17 protein-coding genes are annotated in these 19043 nt (G+C 63.9%); 11 read left to right on the top strand and 6 right to left on the bottom strand.

Annotation, left to right across the window (positions count from 1 at the left end; translation table 11 throughout):
• Window positions 1-47: 47 nt before the first annotated feature.
• Together P3T42_RS20085 and P3T42_RS20080 are read right to left on the bottom strand one after the other, a co-directional pair.
• Window positions 48-932 carry an alpha/beta fold hydrolase gene (locus tag P3T42_RS20085; RefSeq protein ID WP_429307030.1) on the bottom strand — a complete coding sequence of 295 codons (885 nt, stop codon included), beginning with the start codon at window positions 930-932 and terminating at the stop codon, window positions 48-50.
• Between the two features lie 51 nt (window positions 933-983).
• The gene (locus tag P3T42_RS20080) at window positions 984-2234 is read right to left on the bottom strand and encodes an MFS transporter (protein WP_429307029.1); all 1251 of its coding nucleotides are present in this window, start codon (window positions 2232-2234) and stop codon (window positions 984-986) included.
• 104 nt (window positions 2235-2338) lie between these two features.
• On the opposite strand from P3T42_RS20080, the gene P3T42_RS20075 reads away from it, so the two are divergent.
• The 4 genes from P3T42_RS20075 to P3T42_RS20060 all read left to right on the top strand — a co-directional run bounded on the left by P3T42_RS20075 (window position 2339) and on the right by P3T42_RS20060 (window position 8264).
• On the top strand, window positions 2339-3235 hold the full coding sequence (locus P3T42_RS20075) for a LysR family transcriptional regulator (protein ID WP_429307028.1): 897 nt from the start codon (window positions 2339-2341) through the stop codon (window positions 3233-3235).
• 483 nt (window positions 3236-3718) lie between these two features.
• Window positions 3719-4117 (top strand): hypothetical protein, encoded by a 399-nt coding sequence (locus tag P3T42_RS20070; protein ID WP_074301942.1) that lies wholly within the window; start codon window positions 3719-3721, stop codon window positions 4115-4117.
• A gap of 95 nt (window positions 4118-4212) precedes the next feature.
• Window positions 4213-6528: an outer membrane protein assembly factor BamA gene (gene bamA / locus P3T42_RS20065; RefSeq protein ID WP_083640788.1), complete on the top strand. Its 2316-nt coding sequence runs from the start codon at window positions 4213-4215 to the stop codon at window positions 6526-6528.
• A gap of 299 nt (window positions 6529-6827) precedes the next feature.
• Window positions 6828-8264, top strand: a complete 1437-nt coding sequence (locus P3T42_RS20060; protein ID WP_074301941.1) for a TIGR00366 family protein — start codon at window positions 6828-6830, stop codon at window positions 8262-8264.
• A gap of 75 nt (window positions 8265-8339) precedes the next feature.
• Here P3T42_RS20060 and P3T42_RS20055 read toward each other — a convergent pair whose 3' ends face one another.
• The 3 genes from P3T42_RS20055 to P3T42_RS20045 form a co-directional block, all read right to left on the bottom strand.
• Complete coding sequence (locus P3T42_RS20055) at window positions 8340-8684, bottom strand: hypothetical protein (protein WP_083640786.1); 345 nt, start codon at window positions 8682-8684, stop codon at window positions 8340-8342.
• 113 nt (window positions 8685-8797) lie between these two features.
• Entirely contained in the window at window positions 8798-10501 is a 1704-nt protein-coding gene (locus P3T42_RS20050) for a tannase/feruloyl esterase family alpha/beta hydrolase (RefSeq protein ID WP_083640785.1), read from the bottom strand.
• Window positions 10498-10896: a hypothetical protein gene (locus P3T42_RS20045; RefSeq protein WP_429307027.1), complete on the bottom strand. Its 399-nt coding sequence runs from the start codon at window positions 10894-10896 to the stop codon at window positions 10498-10500. Before P3T42_RS20045 ends, P3T42_RS20050 begins: the two co-directional genes overlap by 4 nt.
• 28 nt (window positions 10897-10924) lie before the next feature.
• Here P3T42_RS20045 and P3T42_RS20040 point away from each other — a divergent pair, with 28 nt between their 5' ends.
• From P3T42_RS20040 to P3T42_RS20030, 3 genes are all read left to right on the top strand, one after another.
• A complete protein-coding gene (locus P3T42_RS20040; protein WP_074301939.1) occupies window positions 10925-12439 on the top strand; it encodes an ATPase domain-containing protein in 1515 nt (504 codons plus the stop codon).
• A 7-nt stretch (window positions 12440-12446) separates the two neighbouring features.
• Complete coding sequence (locus P3T42_RS20035) at window positions 12447-14126, top strand: ATP-binding protein (RefSeq protein WP_429307026.1); 1680 nt, start codon at window positions 12447-12449, stop codon at window positions 14124-14126.
• 203 nt (window positions 14127-14329) lie between these two features.
• Window positions 14330-15688 (top strand): MFS transporter, encoded by a 1359-nt coding sequence (locus P3T42_RS20030; RefSeq protein ID WP_429307025.1) that lies wholly within the window; start codon window positions 14330-14332, stop codon window positions 15686-15688.
• Between the two features lie 15 nt (window positions 15689-15703).
• On the opposite strand, the gene P3T42_RS20025 is transcribed toward P3T42_RS20030, so the two are convergent.
• Window positions 15704-16225, bottom strand: a complete 522-nt coding sequence (locus P3T42_RS20025; protein WP_429307024.1) for a dihydrofolate reductase — start codon at window positions 16223-16225, stop codon at window positions 15704-15706.
• 65 nt (window positions 16226-16290) lie between these two features.
• On the opposite strand from P3T42_RS20025, the gene P3T42_RS20020 reads away from it, so the two are divergent.
• From P3T42_RS20020 to P3T42_RS20005, 4 genes are all read left to right on the top strand, one after another.
• Entirely contained in the window at window positions 16291-17034 is a 744-nt protein-coding gene (locus P3T42_RS20020) for an SDR family NAD(P)-dependent oxidoreductase (protein ID WP_429307023.1), read from the top strand.
• A 78-nt stretch (window positions 17035-17112) separates the two neighbouring features.
• Entirely contained in the window at window positions 17113-17646 is a 534-nt protein-coding gene (locus P3T42_RS20015; RefSeq protein WP_429307022.1) for a GNAT family N-acetyltransferase, read from the top strand.
• Between the two features lie 92 nt (window positions 17647-17738).
• Window positions 17739-18125 carry a DUF488 domain-containing protein gene (locus tag P3T42_RS20010; RefSeq protein WP_429307021.1) on the top strand — a complete coding sequence of 129 codons (387 nt, stop codon included), beginning with the start codon at window positions 17739-17741 and terminating at the stop codon, window positions 18123-18125.
• 185 nt (window positions 18126-18310) lie between these two features.
• Window positions 18311-19039: a FadR/GntR family transcriptional regulator gene (locus P3T42_RS20005; RefSeq protein WP_074301932.1), complete on the top strand. Its 729-nt coding sequence runs from the start codon at window positions 18311-18313 to the stop codon at window positions 19037-19039.
• The last annotated feature ends 4 nt before the right edge of the window (window positions 19040-19043 follow it).

The following is a 19043-nucleotide window of genomic DNA, read 5'->3' as shown; positions in this document are numbered from 1 at the left end:
GATTTTTCGCATCGATCCGCGCGCGGCGCGAAAGCAGCCTCACGACCTCACACCATCACCCCAGAAAGAAACCGCTCCATACGCAACGCCACTTCATCGCACGCTTCGTCGAGCACGAAATGACCGCCCTCCAGCAAGTGAACCTCCGCGCCCGGCACATCGCGCTGATACGCATGCGCGCCTTCCACAGCAAACGACGGATCGTACTTGCCCCATAGCACCAGCGTTGGCGGCTGCTGCTCGCGCAAATACCGCTGCCACTGCGGATAACGTTCTACGTTGGTCCGGTAGTCGTAAAACAGCTCGGTCTGAATGTCGATCTGGCCTGGACGTGAGAGAAACGTGAACTCGTCGTGCCAGCTATCGGGATCGTAGCGCTCGGGACGCGGGCTTTTGCCGACGTGGCGCAGCCGGGTCGCGTCGAACGACAGCAGATTGGCCCGCAACGCGGCTTCGTGGGTCGCCCGGTCGCGCCAGAAAGCCTTGCGGGTATCCCACAGCGGCCCGAGTCCTTCTTCATGCGCGACGGCGTTCTGCACGATCAGCGCGGCCACCCGTTCGGGATGCGCGAGCGCCAGCCGGAAACCCACCGGGCCGCCGTAGTCCTGCACGACCAACGCATAACGCGTGAGCGCCAGCTTCTCGGTGAAACGCACCATCACCTGGGCGAGCTGGTCGAAGGTGTAGCGAAACTCCGCGGGCGACGGCGCGCTGCTATGACCGAAGCCCGGGTAGTCGGGCGCGATCAGCCGGTAGTGTGGCGCAAGCAGCGGCATCAGCGTCTCGTACATGCGCGACGACGACGGAAAGCCATGCAGCAGCAGGACAACGGGCGCGTCGGCACGACCGGCTTCGCGATAAAAGATCTCGAGTCCGTCGATGTGGACGCTTTGGTAACGCATGTCTGTGCGAGTGGATGGGGATGATGGCATCGCAAACCTCCTGATTAAGCGTGGATTGATGGCGCGTATAAACGAAGCGGGTCATAAGCTGGCGGTGGTGCGACTACGCAAGCAGTCGAAGAGATGCAGCAACCCCGCCGCGGCGAAGAACACGAGTGCCACGGCGCACACGCCGGGCCAACCCCAGCGCGCCAACGCGGGGCCCGCAACCGCTGCACCGCCGGCACTGCCTATAAAAAAGAGCCCGGTGTACAGGCCATTGACACGACCGCGCGACTGCGGCGCCAGCAGGTTGATGGCGCGCCGGCCAAGCGCCTGATCCGCGATCACGCCGCCGTCAATCGCAAGTGCGGCAACCGCCAGCAGTCCGATCGACACCGCGCGCGACACGCCATCGCACAACGCCCACGCCGCGACGAACGCAGCCACGATGGCGACGCCGTGCGCGACCATGGTCGTGCGCGTCGTATGCCCTCGGTCGCCAAGCCGTCCGGCCAGCGGCGCGATGATGACGCTGCCGCCGCCCGCGAGCGCAAAGAGCGCGATATGCGTGCTGTCGAGTTGGAGCGGCGAGCGGGCGAGCACCACGGCCACGCTGCTCCAGAAGACGTTAAAACCGGCCATCAGGAGTCCCTGGTAAAGGGCCCGGCGACGCAGGACCGGTTCATGCGCAACCAGCCGGCCCATCGAGGCAATCAGCGCGAGATACGACGGCGCGCCTACTGGGCGGATGTCCGGCAGCCGCGGCACCACCAGCAGCGTCGCGACGGCGACCAGCACGGCGTCGACGGCAAAAAAGCCGCGCCAACCGACGGCTCCGCCCACCACGCTTGCAAGCGGGCGCGACAGCAGGATGCCGAGCATCAGCCCGCTCATGACGTTGCCGACCACCTTGCCGCGCATGTGCGGCGGCGCGAGCGAGGCTGCTGCGGGCACCAGCATCTGCACCGCGCTCGCGGTGACGCCCACTGCAAACGACGCGCCGAGAAATACCGCCGCCGTCGGCGCCACTGCGGCAACGACGAGGCACACCACCTGGGCGCACAGCGTGCCGGCGATCAAGGCGCGATTCGGCCGCCGGTCGACGAGCGGCACGAGACCCACCAGGCCCGCGGCATAGCCCAGCAGCGTCAAGGCCGTGACGAGCGTGATCGCCGCGCCGAGATGCAACGATGCGTTCAGCGACGGAATCAAGGTTTGCGAGGCATAGAGCGGCAGAACCGCGACGGCCACCATGAGCGCGAAGCGCACGGTGGGGACGTCGTTCGCGAAGGGCGCGTCGGGCGCGTCCGGTGTGGCTGCGACTTCCGTTTCGAACAGGGGCGCATTCATGATGGGCGGGTTGGGTGGAGGAGTGTTCGATGCTACTCTCACGTTCATCAAACACAATTAGCGTGCAGAGCGATACATCATCACGCTGAGCGGGAGAATCCGGCATGGACGCATTGCGCGAACTCGAAACCCTGGTGGCCGTCGTCGAAGAGGGCAGTCTGACGAGCGCCGCGCGCCGGCTGGGCCGCTCGCTGCAGGCGGTAAGCCGTTCGTTGCAGATGCTCGAGAAGTCGCACGGCGCGACGCTGATCGTACGCACCACGCGCACCTGTCACCCGAGTCCGGCCGGCGTGAAGTTCTACCAGCGCGTCAAAGGCGCGTTCGCCGAACTCGAACTGGCGCGCACGGAATTGGCGGAAGAGGCGCAGCAGCTCAGCGGCCGCTTGCGCGTCAACGCGCCGACGCTGTTCGGCCCGCGCTATGTCGCGCCGCTCGTCGGCGAGTATCTGCAGCGCCATGCCGGGGTGACGCTTTCGCTGGATTTGACCGACGATTATCGCGACCCTAGCGAAACCGGCGCCGACGTGACGATCCGCATCGGCGAGACGCCCGATTCGCGGCTCGTCGCGCGGCGCCTCGGCACGATCCGGCGGGTGGCGTTCGCGGCTCCCGGTTATCTCGCGGAGCACGGTCGGCCGCTGCGTCCGCAGGACCTGGCCCAGCATGCCTGCGTGATTCGTACCGGCTTGCCGCACCCGGCGCGCTGGACTTTCCGATCGCGTCAAGGCGAGGAGATCGCGGTCAACGTCGCCGGCCGTTTCGACAGCAACCAGGTGGCGGCGGTCAACGCGGGCGTGCTGGCGGGCATGGGCATCGGACTCGCGGCGTTCTGGCAGATCCGCGACTGGCTGGAGGCAGGACGCGTCGAGCTGGTGCTGCCCGATTACGAACCCGCCGGACTGCCGCTGCACGCCTTATGGCTGCGCACGCGCAAGCTGCCGGCGCGCACGCGTCTGCTGATCGATTTTCTCGCCGCACGGCTCATCAACGAGCGGTTGTAGGCCTCGGGAAGTCGGCCGTGGACCGGCGCGGCCATGTCTGTTTCTTGCAACCCTCGCAATGCCGATCCCATAAATTTATACAGTCGGCTGGCAGCCTTGTGCCAGAATGGCGCGTAAAATAGCTTACGAAGAGACGTATATCAATATTACGTTTGCCGTACGTTCGGAGGCTGGCTGGCGGCACGCGCCGGCAACCTGTGCGGGGCGAGAGGCTCGCCGGTTGCGGAATTATCCGCAGTATCGGGCTAAGAGAGGCGTCAAGAAGGCTATGCTCGTCGCCCGACGCACCTCAGATGTTGCGTCCGATATTTTTCGTGCTATGGTATGAAAATTCTCTGGGCTCGCTCGGAGAGGGTAAGTATGACCGTAGGAAATGTATGAAAGTTGTAATGAGGTCGAGGTAGTCTGTATGGAATCCCAGTGGGTCGCACGGGGGCCAAACCGTTCTATACTCCGGAACTGGCTTTATTCTGGAGTCTTTGTATGTCCCAGACGGTGGCCCTTGCAATCGACTCGCTGCACGGATTCGAGCTGACGGAAGACGGCCAGTATCTGATGCTGCAGAGTAATCAGCCGGACCGGATTGCGTTGCATTGCTCGGTGATGCACCAGTTGCTGGCGGCTGTATCGAATGCGATTGGCTGGTCGGAGCGTATCCGGCACAAGAAACAGAGCGTGAAGTTTGCGATGCCGTGCGAAGCATGGGAAATCGGCGAGGATGCGGGCGTTGCGCCGCATCTGGTCATGACCTTCCGCCTGCCCGGTGGCGCCGAGTTGTCTTTCCAGGTGGCTCGCTCGCAAGCACGCCATATGACGGAAGCGCTGGCTGTGGCAACCGGACTTGCGCCCGCCGACGACATCTCAGGCATCAGACTGCAGTAGACCCAAGAGACATCCCATCCGCGCCGTGAGCCAGAGATTGGAAAAAAATCGGCGGCGGTTCCCATGTTGCATTGAAATCTTGTCGCTTATCCTGCATGAAGGTTCAAACACTATCGGCCCGCAGCGCTAGGGCGCTGACATTTATCGGCCTGAGCGTCACCGCAGTCTCGGCTTTTGCCACCGACTCATTTGTGGTTCGCGACATTCGGCTCGAAGGCTTGCAACGCGTCGAACCGAACACCGTTTTCTCGTATCTGCCCATCAAGCAGGGCGACACCTTCACCGACGACAAGGCTTCTGAAGCGATCCGTGCGCTGTACGCGACCGGCTTCTTCAACGACGTCAAGATCTCGACCGAAGGCGACGTCGTCATCGTGCAGGTGCAGGAACGCCCGGCGATCGGCACGATCGACTTCTCGGGTCTCCACGAATTCGACAAGGACAACCTGACCAAGGCGTTGAACTCGGTCGGGCTCTCGCTTGGCCGTTACTACGACAAGTCGCTGGTCGACCGCGCGCAGCAGGAGCTGAAGCGTCAGTACCTGACGCACGGCTACTACGCCGCCGAAGTCACGACCACGATCACGCCGATCGACCGCGACCGCGTCGGCCTGCTGTTCTCGGTGATCGAAGGACCGAGCGCGAAGATCCGCCAGGTCAACTTCATCGGCAACAAGGTGTTCAGCGACAGCACGCTGCGCGATGAAATGCAGCAGTCCACGCCGAACTGGTTCTCGTGGTACACGAAGAACGACCTGTACTCGAAAGACAAGCTCACCACCGACCTCGAGAACATCCGCTCGTACTATCTGGATCGCGGCTACCTCGAGTTCAACATCGATTCGACTCAGGTTTCGCTGTCGCCGGACAAGAAGGACATGTACCTGACGCTCACCCTGCATGAGGGCGAGCCTTACACGATTACGGGCATCCATCTGGCGGGCAACCTGCTGGATCGCGAAGCCGAGCTGCAGAAGCTCATCAAGATCAAACCAGGCGACCGCTTCTCGGCCGCCAAGCTGAAGGCCGCCACCAAGGCAGTGGTCGACAAGCTCGGCGAGTACGGTTACGCATTCGCCACGGTGAACGCGCAGCCGCAGATCGACCAGCAACATCACACGGTCGACCTGACGCTGCAAGTGGATCCGAGCCGCCGCGTCTACGTGCGCCGGATCAACATCGTCGGCAACACCCGCACGCGCGACGAAGTGGTGCGCCGCGAAATGCGCCAGCTCGAAAGCTCGTGGTTCGACTCGAGCCGCCTCGCGCTGTCGAAAGACCGCATCAACCGTCTCGGCTACTTCACCGACGTCGACGTGACGACGGTGCCGGTGGAAGGCACGGCTGACCAGGTGGACGTGGACGTCAAGGTCACGGAAAAGCCGACCGGTTCGGTCACGCTGGGTCTGGGCTACGGTTCCGGCGAAGGCCCGATCATTTCGGCGGGCGTTTCGCAGGACAACGTGTTCGGCTCGGGTACGAGTCTCGCGGTCAACGTCAACACGGCAACCACGTTCCGTACGCTGACGGTGACGCAGGTCGACCCGTACTTCACGGTGGACGGCATCAAGCGCATTACCGACGTCTACTACCGCACCAGCGAGCCGCTGTACTACTCGAACACGACCGACACCAGCTTCCGGATCATTACCGCCGGCGCGGATATGAAGTTCGGCATTCCGTTCTCCGAATCGGACATGGTGTACTTCGGCCTCGGCTTCGAGCAGAACCGCCTCGACGTCGACTCGACCACGCCGCAAAGCTATATCGACTACGTGAACGACTTCGGCCGCGTGTCGAACAACGTCCCGCTGACGGTAGGCTGGTCGCGCGACAATCGCGATAGCGCGCTGGTACCGAGCCGCGGTTACTTCACGCAAGCGAACGCCGAATGGGGTTCGCCGATCGGCAGTACGCCTTACTATAAGGCGGACCTGCAGGCGCAGTATTACTACTCGTTCGCGCGCGGCTTCGTGCTGGGCCTGAACTTCCAGGGCGGTTACGGTAACGGCCTCGACGGCAAGCCGTACCCGATTTTCAAGAACTACTACGCAGGCGGTATCGGTTCGGTGCGTGGCTATGAGCCGAGCTCGCTGGGTCCGCGCGACGCGTCGACGGGCGATCCGATCGGCGGTTCGAAGATGCTGGTGGGTAACATCGAACTGACGTTCCCGCTGCCGGGCACCGGCTACGACCGCACGCTGCGCGTCTTCACGTTCTTCGACGGCGGTAACGTCTGGGGTACGGAAGGCAACAGCGTGGGTGCGAACGGTCTGCGTTACGCGTACGGTGCGGGTCTCGCGTGGATCTCGCCGATCGGGCCGCTCAAGCTCAGTCTGGGCTTCCCGCTCGTCAAGCACGCCGGCGACCAGTACCAGAAGTTCCAGTTCCAGATCGGGACCGCGTTCTAAGCATCGCCACGAGGGCAGCCATGGGCTGCCCTCAGTCTTTTCCCCTTCCTCGCAGCATCCATTCTCCAGACAAACTCGCTCGCGTTTGCCCGCCCGGGCAGGTCTTCGCTCGCGCTTCGCATGCGTCTGTCCGCTATGCCGGCGCCACTGCAGCAAATCCGGAAATCAGGTAGGGTTCGTGCCGCGAATACAGCGCACCGGCGTGCGCGTATGCTGCATTTGCCGACCCTCAGCGCGCGTCTGAGGCGCGGCTCGTGAGACATGCCGCCCGACGGGACGCGGCCAGAGGAAGAGACATCATGGACAACAACGAAACCGGTTCAGCCCACCCCCATCCCCACCCCAGTGAGCGCCGGCGCGGCGTCGTTGCGGGTCTCGTCTACGTGTTCGAGCAGGTTATGCCGGACCCGTTCGTCCTGTCGATCGGCCTGACTCTGGTGGTCATCCTGCTGGCCTTCGCGTTTGCGCCGCACGCCACGTTGCCGGTGATCCTCGCTTCCTGGTACGGCGGCACCTTCAACATCCTCGGCTTCGCGCTGCAGATGATCCTGATTCTCGCCACCGGCTACGCGATCGCCGAAGCACCGCTCGTGCAGCGTGGCCTGCGGGCGATGGCCGCGGGCGTGCATACGCCGGCGCGGGCCGCGCTGCTGGTGTTTCCGATCGTCGCGGTAGCTGCATGGCTCAACTGGGGGCTCGGCCTGATCGTGGGGGCGCTGCTGTCGCGTGAAATCGCCAGGCGCGTGAAGGTGGATTTTGCGTGGCTCGTCGCGGGTAGCTATTCGGCCTGGTCGGTCTGCAATAGTGGCCTGTCGAGCTCCATCGCACTGTCCCAGGCCTCGCACGGCAATGCCCTGAACCTGGTGGAGAAGGCCACCGGCCAGGTGATTCCGTTGAGCCAGACCGTGTTCGCGCCGTTCGTCTTCATCCCGACCGTGCTGGTGGTGGTCGTGATGACCGCGATCTTCATCCGCATGCATCCGAAGCCCGAACACGTCGTGGCGTTCAGCGAAGCGGCGCCGGAAGCGGGGAGCGACGCAAAGGCGGGCGCGAATGCCAACGCCGCGTCCAACGCCGACGCCGACCCGCATGCCCGCGGCGCATTGCCGAGCTCGTTCGCGGCCCGTGCCGAGCGCTCGATGCTGGGCACGCTGATCCTGCTCGCGCTGGGCATCGGCTATCTTGCGATGACCTGGTCTGCGAAGGGTTTCGAGCTGGACATCAACACCACGATCCTGATCTTCCTGCTGGTGGGCCTCGCGCTGCAGCGCACGCCGATCGCCTACGCGGATGCGATTCGCCGTGCCGCGCGGCAGACCGGTTCGATGCTGCTGCAGTATCCGGTGTACGGCGGCATCATGGGCATCATGACGGGGACCGGGCTGGCATCGACGATCGCCAAGACCTTCGTGGCAATCGCCACGCCGGTGACGCTGCCGGTGCTGAGCTATCTGAGTTCGCTCATCATCACCTTGCTGATTCCGAGCGCCGGCGGCCACTGGGCGGTGCAGGGGCCGTTCGTGTTGCCGGCGGCGCTGAGCCTGCATGCGTCCGTGCCGCGCACCGCCATGGGTGTGGCGATGGCCGAAAACGTCTCGAACATGCTGCAGCCGTTCTGGGCGGTGCCGGTGGTGGCGATTGCGGGCATTCGCATCCAGCGCGTGATGGGCTACACGGCCGTGACCTTTGCGGTGTCGCTGGTCATTTACGGTGCGGCGCTGTGGCTGATTCCATAAGCCACCAGTTCAACTGACCACACCCGCATGCACGCCGTCGGTGCGTGCCCTCCTGCCGTCGCGCAGTTAAAGGCCTCAGGTGACCGGGGCCACCATCATGATGGCGATGACTTCGCCGGCCGTGGCAATCGCCACGGCCGACTCCACCGGATTGGTGTTGAGAAACGTCCATAGGTCGATATCGTCGCGGAACTGACTCCAGGTGCCGAAAAACCCCAGTGACAGAATCAGTCCGAACAGCAGGCTGAAGCCGAGCATCACGGACAGCCATTTGTCATGAGTCAGAAGATTGGCGGCGAACGAGAAGGCGGCGAGGCAGACGACCTGGGCGGCTAGAACGACGAGCATGCCGGGATGGTACTGAATGCCTTTGTAAGTGAACGAACGCGACAGGCGTGAGCGGTCATAGCGATTGCCCATGGTCTTTCCTTGCGAGTCCCGGCTCGGCAAAACGTGCGGTGGTTCTGTTTACGGTACGCCCAAATTCAATGAAGTCAAGGCGCAGCGGGTAAGGGTAAGCGAGCGACGGCAGGCTACGGTTCCACGCAGGTAAAACTGCTCGCATGGTTGACGTTGCCCTTGCCGAGATAGCGCGGAAACATCGGATACCTGCATAACGGTCGCGTGCGTCCGTTCGTCGGCGCGGCGATATCGGTCGCGGTCAGCGTCTCGGGCGACACGCCGTGCGTGACCCAGTTGTCGAGTGCGCTCAGCAGGTCGACTGAGGGAATGAATACGCCATTGCCGTGCTGATAGCCCGGCACCATGTAGAGCCGCATGAACGAATCGACCTTGTCGCTGCCGTACCGCGCGATCAACGCGTCGTGGTACGCAATGGTCTGATTGGGGCTGATGACTTCGTCTGCGAGTCCCTGCAGCGTAATCAGCTTGCCGCCGCGCGCGATGTAGCGGGCGAGGTTGGTGTCCAGCGCGCCGATCGTCTGCGACAGCGCGAACAGTTGCCGCTGGTAGTGGCCCGGATGCAGCAGGTCGAAGTTGATGGAATTGAACGTCGCGTCCTGAGTGATGAAGTAGCGCAGGTAGCTGTCGCCCTGGGTGAACAGGTAGCCGTTCGCCCGGAAGGTCGGCGACGGCAGCCGCACCGGATCGTGCGCAAGGCCGAGCACACCGGTCAGGCGCGTGCCCTCCAGCACGTTGTAGCCGGTGTAGCGGTTCGCGTTCCATGCGAGCGGGTAGGGTAGCGCGAGGCCGTCGCGCAGGACCAGCAGCGTCGCGATCTGCGGCTCCGTGAGGCACGCGTCGTCATTGGCCAACGGCGCGGTTGCCGCGTCCGCCGGGCAGCGCAGCGAATCGATGATCTCCTGCTCGTGCCGGCGGCAGCCTTCCACGTCGCTGACGATGCCGTCGGCCACGCCGTCCAGCTTGTCGCACATTTCCAGCGTGCGTTGATAGACCCGCTCGAGCAACGCGGGCGGCACGTAGCCGCCCGGCACGCCGTACTCGGCGTGGCCGAGCGCGACGCCAAGCAGACGCACGCCCGAGAAGTTGAGCGCGGGCGAGTTCGCGATCACGCCGTCGTAGTCGTCAGCAAAGCGCTGTATCACCGTGTAGCCTTCGCGGCCACCGGTCGAGCCGCCGGCGAAGTACATCTTCTCCGGTGGCCGCCCGTACACGCGCTCGATCAAGGCAAGCACGGCGTCGTGGGTCTTCTTCAGATGCGCGTAGCCGAAATTGATCACCGCCTCGTTGACGAGACCGAACTCGGCGAACGCGGAGTTGCCGGTATGGCCGGAGTCGTCGCCGAAGGTCGCATAGCCCTCGGCGAGCGGTGCGTGGACCGGCGAGAACGGCATCACGCCGAGGCCGCTCACCACTACACCGTCATAGCCGCCGCCACCCAGTTGCAGCGCCCGGCCGTTCCAGCGCACCGGCAGGTTCAGGTCGAAGTGGATATCGGGCGTGCTGGTTTCGACGGCCTTGATGCTGCCGGTGATGCGGCAAAACTCGCCGCTCTGGTTGCCGCTGGCGGTGGCGGGAATCATCGTCGCGCTGTCGATATGCACGCCGCGGGTTGGCAAGGCGATGAGCCGGGCGGGCAGCATCGCGCCGGCCAGCGGCGCGCATTGCGCGGCGAGCGGCGCGGCCTCCATCGACAGCGCCATGGCTGCCGGGGGCGCGAATAGCAGCGTCGGGCCGAGCAGCGCGAGGCTCACGCGCGCGCGCCGCCATGCTGCGCGGCGCGCTAGTGTCACGCCTCTTGCCGCCCTCGTAGTCATCCGCACCTGGCGCCTTGCATGGCGGCGCGCATCAGCCAGGCCGCGACGCAGAGAATGGCGAGGAAATCGATCACACGGTCCACCGGGAGATTGGGTTTAAACGTGCCGGGCAGTGGCTGCGTCGACACGAAGCGTTTGGCCACCGCGAAGGCGAGTACGAACATACGTTGCCACGCAAACGGATTGAAAGCCCAATCGCCGATGTCGTCAATCCTGAATAAAACCGCTAGCGGACAGGCGCGATTTGCAAGACCGAGTTCGGGCTTTTCGACGCAAGCGAAGGCGAGCTGCCGCGCATGCCCATGAACCGGCTTGGCCCGCAATTTGCTCGAAGAGTGACGCTGGCCGGGTAGGCGAGTGGAAATTTTGACTCGTCGCGGCCGGACCATTTCCACTATTTACGTCAGATCGTGACGCCACATCATGGTAGACAACATAGCGAAGCAGCGTGCGGAGCGCCTTTCCTCGGGGATTGATGGGATCGACGACATACTGGGCGGCGGTTTGACGCCGCACCGCATGTACCTCGTCGAGGGTGCGCCAGGCACGGGCAAAACGACCTTGGCCTTGCAGTTTTTACTGAGGGGGGCTGCCGAAGGACAGGCGGGCCTGTACATCACGCTCTCCGAAACCAAGGCTGAATTGATTTCGGTGGCGGCGAGCCACGGCTGGGACGTCAGCAAGTTCACGATCGTCGAACTGCTGTCGGACGAGGGCCTCGATCCGCGCTACGAGCAAACCGTTTTGCAGCCCGCCGAAGTCGAACTCGGCGAGACCGTGCGGGTTGTGATCCAGCAGGTCGACGAACTCAAGCCGGTGCGCATCGTCCTCGACAGTCTGTCCGAATTGCGGCTGCTCTCGCAGAATCCGCTGCGCTATCGGCGGCAGATTCTCGCCTTGAAGCGCTACCTGGCGACGCGCGAATGCACCGTGCTGCTGCTCGACGACAACTCGTCGGAACCGGGCGACCTGCAACTGCATAGCATTGCGCACGGGGTGATCAGCCTCGACAGCCTTGCCCACGATTACGGTGGCAACCGGCGCCGCATGCGCATCGCCAAGATGCGCGGGATCAAGTTTCGCGAAGGCTTTCACGACTTCACCCTGGATACCGGCGGCATTCACGTCTATCCGCGTCTGGTGGCGGCCGAACATCATGCGGAGTTCGATTCGCAGCCGCGCAGCACGGGTACGGCGCGCCTCGATGCGCTCCTCGGCGGCGGGCTGATTCCGGGCACCAGCGCGCTGATGATCGGACCTTCGGGCGTCGGCAAGACCACCACGGTGGTGTCGTGCCTCCTGGCTGCGCTCAGGCGCGGCGAGCGCTGCATCTACTACCTGTTCGACGAGACGCTCAATACGCTGTTGCTGCGCTCGGTGAATCTCGGCATGGATCTGACGCCGCATATTGAAGCAGGACTGCTAACGGTGCGGCAGATCGATCCGGCGGAAATGTCGCCGGGCGAGTTCGCCAGCGACGTCCGGAATGCGGTCGAGAAGCGCGGCATGAAGTATGTCGCCATCGACAGCTTGAACGCCTACCTGCAGGCGATGCCCGGCGAACGCTATCTGCTGCTGCAAATGCACGAACTGCTGGGCTATCTGAACCAGCAGGGCGCCATCACGATGCTGGTGCTCGGTCAGCACGGCATCATCGGCGAAGTGCAGAACGATATTGACATCAGTTACCTGAGCGATGTCGTGGTGCTGTTCCGCTACTTCGAGCACGACGGCGAAGTGCTGACCGCGATTGCCACCGTCAAGAGCCGGGCAATCGCCCACGAGCGCTCGATTCGCCAGTTCCGCCTCGGCAACGACGGCGTGGAAGTGGGCGAAGCCTTGCGCGACTTCGAAGGTGTGCTAACCGGTTTGCCGTCGTACAGGGGCAGGACCGCGATGCTCTCTCCTGCGGAGGGTGTGATTGCCCGTGCAGGCTAATCGATCCATGGAGCGCCGCATTCTGGTCCTCGCGCCGTTCGGCCGCGATGCCGACGTGATTGCCGAAGTGCTCAACAAGGACGGCCGCGATTGCGAGCGCTGCGCCGATACGCACGCCTTGACCGCGGAGCTCAACAACGGGGCAGGCGCCGCGCTGATCACGGAAGAGGCGCTGGCGGCCGATCTGGCCGCACCGTTGTTCGGCTGGCTCGATGCCCAGCCCGCGTGGTCCGATTTCCCGATCATCCTGCTGGCGGGCGAGCGCGCCGCGCGGCGTTCGGCAAGCAGCCTCGAGGTACTCGAGCGGCTCGGCAACGTCGTCGTGCTCGAACGGCCGCTCAGTTCCGAAACGCTGCGCCGCGCTGTGATGTCGTCGCTGCGCGCGCGCATCCGCCAGTACGATTCGCGGCAACATCTGGACGTCTCGCGCCAGCATCTCGCGCAACGCATCGAGGCCCAGGAGGCGCTCGTGCAACTGAACGATTCGCTCGAAAGCCGGATCGCCGAGCGCACGCATGAACTCGCTTCCGCCAATGACCGCCTGATGAAAGAGATTCACGAGCGGGCCAAGGTTCAGGCGGTGCTGGTGCAGTCGCAAAAGATGGAGGCGCTCGGCCAGTTGACCGGCGGCATTGCGCACGACTTCAATAACCTGCTCAACGTCATCATGGTCAACGCGGAGCTGATTGCGCGCGTCAGCGACGACGACCGCGTGCGCACCATGGCCGCCACCGCCAAGCGCGCCACGGAGCGGGGCGCGAAACTGACCGGCCAGTTGCTGACCTTCTCGCGCACCAGCAACTTCGATCTGAAAGCGGTGGACGTGGTGGCGCTGCTGCAGGGCATGCGCGACATCATCACCGTCTCGCTCGGCTCGACCATCCAGTTCATCACGAACTTCGACGCCGAAGCGCTGTGGACCGAGGCGGACGCCAACCAGCTCGAGCTTGCCGTTCTCAATCTCGCCATCAATGCGCGCGACGCGATGCCCGGCGGCGGCACGCTCACGGTTCACGTCAGCCGGCGCATGGCGCCGGATCCCACGCTCGCCGACGGTCAATACGTGGTGGCCGAATTCAGCGATACCGGTTCGGGCATTCCCGCCGACGTGATCTCGCGCGTGTTCGATCCGTTCTTCACCACCAAGCCGATCGGCAAGGGCACCGGCCTCGGCTTGAGTCAGGTGTACGGCATCGCGCGCCAGGCAGGCGGCACGGCGCGCGTCGAAAGCGAAGAGGGGCACGGCACCACGGTGCGCCTGTGGTTGCCGATGCGCGAACCTGTCGCATCGGAGTCCGAATCGGTTTCGGCGGTTGAGCAGAAGGTCGAAGGCATCAAGCGGATTCTGGTCGTCGAGGACGACAACGAAGTACGCGGCATGCTGGTCGACTCGCTCAAGATGCTCGGCTACGTGGTGACCGAAGCGCACGACGGCAAGACGGGTCTGGGACGGCTCGTGGGTGACCGGCCCGATCTTTTGATGGTCGACTTCGCGATGCCGGGCATGAACGGCATCGACGTGATTGCCGCGGCGCGCGAGGTGCGAGATGACCTGCCGGTCATCCTCGCGACAGGTTACGCCGACGTCGATATTTCACGTCTCGCGGTGCGGCGTTGCAGCATTCTGCGCAAGCCGTTCCAGCTCGACGAACTGGCGCGAACGGTACGGCTGAGTCTGATCGGATAACGAGCATGGCGCGTCATTGGGGTTTCTACGCACGGCTCGCAAGTAGGGTACGGCAGCGCGGCTTGCGATGAATGCACCGTACACAGAAAACGCTTTGCCGCCGGCGTTCGGACGACTACTCTGTGGCTACCTGAGCGAATCGCCGCTCATGCATCGATGACCCACATTGGCCCGCTTAGGGTTTCTCGTTAAGGGGAGCGTTCATGGAGATTGAGACCCGTACTCTGGCGCGTGTGACGACCCGGCTCGTCCCGTTCCTGGTTGTCTGTTATTTCGTAGCGTATCTGGACCGCGTCAACGTGGGTTTTGCCGCGTTGCAAATGAACAAGGATCTTGGGCTTTCCGCGAGCGCATTCGGCTTCGGCGCCGGGATATTTTTCATTGCGTATTTTTTCTTCGAGGTGCCGTCCAATCTGCTGCTGGAAAAATTCGGCGCGCGGCGCTGGATTGCCCGGATCATGTTCACGTGGGGACTGCTCGCCGGCGCGATGGCGTTCATTCCCGACATCGCCAGATACACCGGCATGTCGGCCGCCCATGTGTTCTACACTTTGCGGGTGCTGCTGGGCATCGCCGAGGCCGGGTTTTTCCCAGGCATCATCTTCCTGCTGACGCTCTGGTTTCCCGCCATGTATCGCGCTCGCGTGGTCGGCTATTTCATGGCCGCCATTCCGCTTTCCACGGTGATCGGCGCACCGGTCTCCGGCGCCTTGCTCGGTTTGAACGGACTGGGCGGCATGGCGGGTTGGCAGTGGGTCTATCTGCTCGAGGCAGCGCCTGCATTGTTGTTGTCGATCGCGGTGCTGTTCTATCTCACCGACCAGCCCGCCCACGCCACCTGGCTGAAGACCGACGAGCGCGAATGGCTCGTGGGCCGGCTCGCCCAGGAGCGTGCCAAGCGTGAAGCTGTGCGCAACTTCAGCGTGCGCGAGGCCTTGTTCAATCCGCGCGTGCTGGCTATCGCACTGATCTATTTTGGTGCGAACGCAACCAACTACGGGTTGAGTTTTTTCTTGCCGCAGATCGTCAAGGCCTTTGGCCTCACCAATCTGCAGACCGGTTTCGTGACTTCACTGCCCTATGTCGTGGGCGTGATCAGCATGGTGATCTGGGGGCGGCATTCGGATCGCAAGCTCGAACGCAAGTGGCATGTGGCGATTGCGCTGCTGGTCGCAGCAGGTGGGATCGGCGCGGCGGCCGGGTTGGATAACCCTGTGTTGAAGATGGCGGCGCTGTCGATTGCGGGCTTCGGTATCTTCGGCTGTCTGCCGATTATCTGGACCTTGCCGGCGGCGTTCCTGTCCGGCGCGGCGGCCGCGTGCGGCATTGCGGTGGTGAATTCGCTCGGCAATCTGGCCGGGTTCTTCGGCCCCTACGCGATGGGCTGGATCAAGGATAGTACCGGCGGTTTCGGCGCCGGCCTGCTGTGTCTCTCCGGGGCCGGGCTGGTGGGTGTCGCCGCGGTGTTGCTGCTGCATCACGACACGGCGCTGGAGAACGCACCCGATACGGTCGCGGGGCCGGCGGTGGGGCCGGGGGGCGAGGTGGGGCACCACGTTTGAGCGATTCGCTTTGGCTCAAGGGTGAATGCGTTGCGGGCGCGAACTGGAACTCGCGCTCCGCACATAGGTCAGGAAGGTGTAAGCCGGCTGGCCGCTAACCTCGGTCCGTTCGATGCATTCGAAGTCCACCGGCAGTTCTGGAAACACGGCGTCGCCCGCCGGTTCCACGTCAACCTCGGTCAAGTAGATCGTGTCCGCATAGGGCAAGAACAGCCGGTAGATCTGTTCGCCGCCTGCGATAAAAATTGCCTCGCGCGCATCGTCCGTGATGAGCTGGATCGCTTCCTCCAGCGAGCGGCATGTAGCGACACGCTCGGCGGCGACCGCCTGCGTGCCGATCACCAGCACGTCGCGGTTGGGCAGTGGCCGACCGATCGACTCATACGTGCGCCGGCCCATCACCACCAGATGTCCTTCCGTGAGTTCGCGAAAGCGCCGCTGCTCGCCAGGCGCTTTCCACGGGATATCGTTGGACGCGCCGATCACCCGGTTCCTTGCCATCGCAGCCACCATGGCAATGCGCTTGCCGTTGAGCATTTCTCTTTCTCGCGGTTTGAGTAGGCTTTATTCTAGCGGTCCCACTGTCTACTTGATCCGCCTTCATGATCGATTCCTTACCTGTCGCCCTCGTCACGGGTTCGACCAGCGGCATTGGCGCAGCGATTGCGCGACGGCTTTCGCACGAAGGCTTCGCAGTGGTCGTGCATTCGCGCAGTTCGGTGGAAGCCGGCGAGGCGCTGGCCGCCGAACTGGCCTGCGCCACCTATGTGCAAGCCGACCTCGCGCACGATGCCGAGCGCGTGGCGCTGATCCAGCAAGCCGTCGCCGCATGGGGACGGCTCGATGTACTGGTCAACAATGCCGGCATCAGCCGCGTGATCCCGCATGCGGACCTCGGCGCGGCCACGTCCGAGGTGTGGCACGAACTGCATGAGCTGAACGTCGTCGCGCCGTTCCATCTGGTCGCGCAAGCGGCGCCTGCACTGCGCGAGGCCGCACGACGCGGCCGCCCTGGTTGCGTCGTCAACGTCAGCTCGCATGCCGGCGTGCGTCCCAAGGGCGCGTCGATTCCCTACGCCGCCAGCAAGGCGGCATTGAATCATGTCACCCGCTTGCTCGCGCTATCGCTGGCGCCGGATATCCGCGTCAACGCGGTCGCGCCAGGCCTCGTCGATACGCCGCTGACCGCCGAGTGGACCCAGGCCCAGACGCTTTGGCGCGAACGCTCGCCGATGCGCCGCGCGGCGAGCCCAGAAGACATTGCTCAGGCGGTGGCGCTGCTGGTGGCCTCGGACTACCTCACGGGCGAGATACTGCTCTCCGACGGTGGACTCAACCTGACCTGACCTTGCACAAGCGCTACGTGGTGGGCCCCCGTCACATACTGAACGAACGGAGTTTCGATGGGACATCGAATCGAACTGTTGACCGAACGCCTGCATCTGCGCCGCGCTAAAAAAGGCGATGCCGCGGTGCTGTTCGAGAACTACACGGGCAGCGAGACCTGCTCGCGCTTCCTGCAGCGCCGCGCCGATCCCGACGCCACGCGCACGCAGGCCATGTTGAAGAAGTGGTGTGACACCGCCTGGGATCTGGACGACGACGCCCCCTTCGCATGGGTGATCAGCACACGCGCGGCCGGTGAGGCGATCGGCATTTTTCTTGTTATCCCGCACGGCCACAAGACCGAAATTCACTATGGCGTCGCCGAGCGCTTCTGGGGGCAAGGACTGGTCGCCGAGGCGGGGTTGGCGGCGTTGTCCGCGCTGTGGCGCAACCCTGCCACGCAACGCATCTGGACGGTGTGCGATCCCGAGAACATCGGCTCAAGACGCGTGCTGGAAAAACTCGGCTTGCAGTGCGAAGGTACCTTGAAGAAGTGGCTGGTGCTTCCCGCGTTTGGCGACGAGGCAAGGGATTGCCTCGTGTTCTCCACGACATCCCGTCCCGCGGAATAAGCCGTGCGCATCGATGCCATTGACGGCGCCAGGCAAGACGCAACACGTCGCGAGCATCGCACTCGCGGCCAAACCTAACTGAGGAGAAAGACATGGCCATTCGCATCGTGCAGCTTGGAACGAAGCGAGCAGAAGGAGAGGGGCTGCGCATCGGCACAGTGCGGCGGCCGCCGCGCGGCGTGCCGAAGGCGGAGTTCGGCACGCGCGATTACTACGATGTCTGGCTGCCCAACCTCTCGCCGAGCGCGCAGTTGGTGACGCAAGCCAAACAAGCCGTCAGCCAGGCGGAGTGGGACCGGTTCGCGCGCAGCTTCCGCGCCGAGATGAACGAGAGCGACACCAGCAAGGTGCTGGATCTGCTCGCCGCCTTGTCGCAGGGTACGGATTTCTCGGTCGGCTGCTATTGCGAAGACGAAAGCCGTTGCCATCGCAGCGTTCTGCGCCAACTGCTCAGCGAGCGCGGTGCGCTGATCAAATGACGCGCGTTTGTCGCCGGCCAATGGGCAAGCCGATTTTGTAAGCGGAGCGCGTGTTATGCTTGACTGAGCCCCCGCAAGCTAAAACGAGGCGAGCTGGATGCGTGGCGGCAACGGGGCAGGAGTTTTCTCAAGCGCTCAATCGGTCGCGTCACGACTGAAGCGTGCACAGTCCGCGATCTCTTCATATGGATTATCGTCATCTGCAACAACGCAAGAGCCTGCATGGACGTATCGTGCAGGAACTCGGCATGGATATCGTCAGCGGCAAGGTTCAGCCAGGCCAGCGCCTGCCTGCCGAAACCGATCTGTGCGAACGCTATGGCGTGAGCCGCCCGGTGCTGCGCGAAGCGACGCGCGTACTGGTCGCGAAGGGGCTGGTGGTGTCGAAGCCGCGCGTGGGCAGCGTCGTGAAGCCACGCGAAGATTGGCACATGCTCGACCCCGACGTGCTGTACTGGACGCTCAGCAGCGTGCCGGAAGGCGAATTTTTCCGCTCGCTGCTGACGGTGCGCCGCGTGATCGAGCCTGCCGCGGCCGCGCTCGCCGCGACTGCGGCGACCAGCGAAGATCTGGCTCGCATCGCCTCCGCTTACGAGCGCATGGCACACGCGCCCACCGCCAGCGCACTGCTCGAGCCGGACCTCGAGTTTCATCGCGCCATCATGGCGGCCACGCACAACGATCTGCTCGCGCATATCGGCAATATGCTGTCCCTCGCGCTGTCGGAGTCGATCAAGCTGACGAGCCGTCATCCGGACACGCATGCGCTGTCTTTACCGCGTCACAAGGCCATCCTCACGGCGATCCAGAGTCGCGACGCGCTCGGTGCGCGCCAGGCTAGCCTCGTTCAGCTCGAAAACGCGAGCGCCGACGCCGAGAGCATTCTCGAAGTCGTGCGCAGTCATCCGGCCTGAGTTG

Origin of the sequence: Paraburkholderia sp. GAS38, from assembly GCF_050434965.1 — a bacterium.
Taxonomy (GTDB): domain Bacteria; phylum Pseudomonadota; class Gammaproteobacteria; order Burkholderiales; family Burkholderiaceae; genus Paraburkholderia; species Paraburkholderia phenazinium_A.
This window is presented reverse-complemented; position numbering and strand designations above follow the sequence as displayed.

Excerpts from the sequence above, each read along its gene's own strand:
- P3T42_RS20075 (WP_429307028.1), top strand. The coding sequence starts at position 2,339 with ATGGACGCATTGCGCGAACTCGAAACCCTGGTGGCCGTCGTCGAAGAG.
- P3T42_RS20070 (WP_074301942.1), top strand. The coding sequence starts at position 3,719 with ATGTCCCAGACGGTGGCCCTTGCAATCGACTCGCTGCACGGATTCGAG.
- P3T42_RS20085 (WP_429307030.1), bottom strand. The coding sequence starts at position 932 with ATGCCATCATCCCCATCCACTCGCACAGACATGCGTTACCAAAGCGTC.
- P3T42_RS20030 (WP_429307025.1), top strand. The coding sequence starts at position 14,330 with ATGGAGATTGAGACCCGTACTCTGGCGCGTGTGACGACCCGGCTCGTC.
- P3T42_RS20025 (WP_429307024.1), bottom strand. The coding sequence starts at position 16,225 with ATGCTCAACGGCAAGCGCATTGCCATGGTGGCTGCGATGGCAAGGAAC.
- P3T42_RS20050 (WP_083640785.1), bottom strand. The coding sequence starts at position 10,501 with ATGACTACGAGGGCGGCAAGAGGCGTGACACTAGCGCGCCGCGCAGCA.
- bamA (WP_083640788.1), top strand. The coding sequence starts at position 4,213 with ATGAAGGTTCAAACACTATCGGCCCGCAGCGCTAGGGCGCTGACATTT.
- P3T42_RS20080 (WP_429307029.1), bottom strand. The coding sequence starts at position 2,234 with ATGAATGCGCCCCTGTTCGAAACGGAAGTCGCAGCCACACCGGACGCG.
- P3T42_RS20020 (WP_429307023.1), top strand. The coding sequence starts at position 16,291 with ATGATCGATTCCTTACCTGTCGCCCTCGTCACGGGTTCGACCAGCGGC.
- P3T42_RS20035 (WP_429307026.1), top strand. The coding sequence starts at position 12,447 with ATGGAGCGCCGCATTCTGGTCCTCGCGCCGTTCGGCCGCGATGCCGAC.
- P3T42_RS20040 (WP_074301939.1), top strand. The coding sequence starts at position 10,925 with ATGGTAGACAACATAGCGAAGCAGCGTGCGGAGCGCCTTTCCTCGGGG.
- P3T42_RS20010 (WP_429307021.1), top strand. The coding sequence starts at position 17,739 with ATGGCCATTCGCATCGTGCAGCTTGGAACGAAGCGAGCAGAAGGAGAG.
- P3T42_RS20060 (WP_074301941.1), top strand. The coding sequence starts at position 6,828 with ATGGACAACAACGAAACCGGTTCAGCCCACCCCCATCCCCACCCCAGT.
- P3T42_RS20055 (WP_083640786.1), bottom strand. The coding sequence starts at position 8,684 with ATGGGCAATCGCTATGACCGCTCACGCCTGTCGCGTTCGTTCACTTAC.
- P3T42_RS20005 (WP_074301932.1), top strand. The coding sequence starts at position 18,311 with ATGGATTATCGTCATCTGCAACAACGCAAGAGCCTGCATGGACGTATC.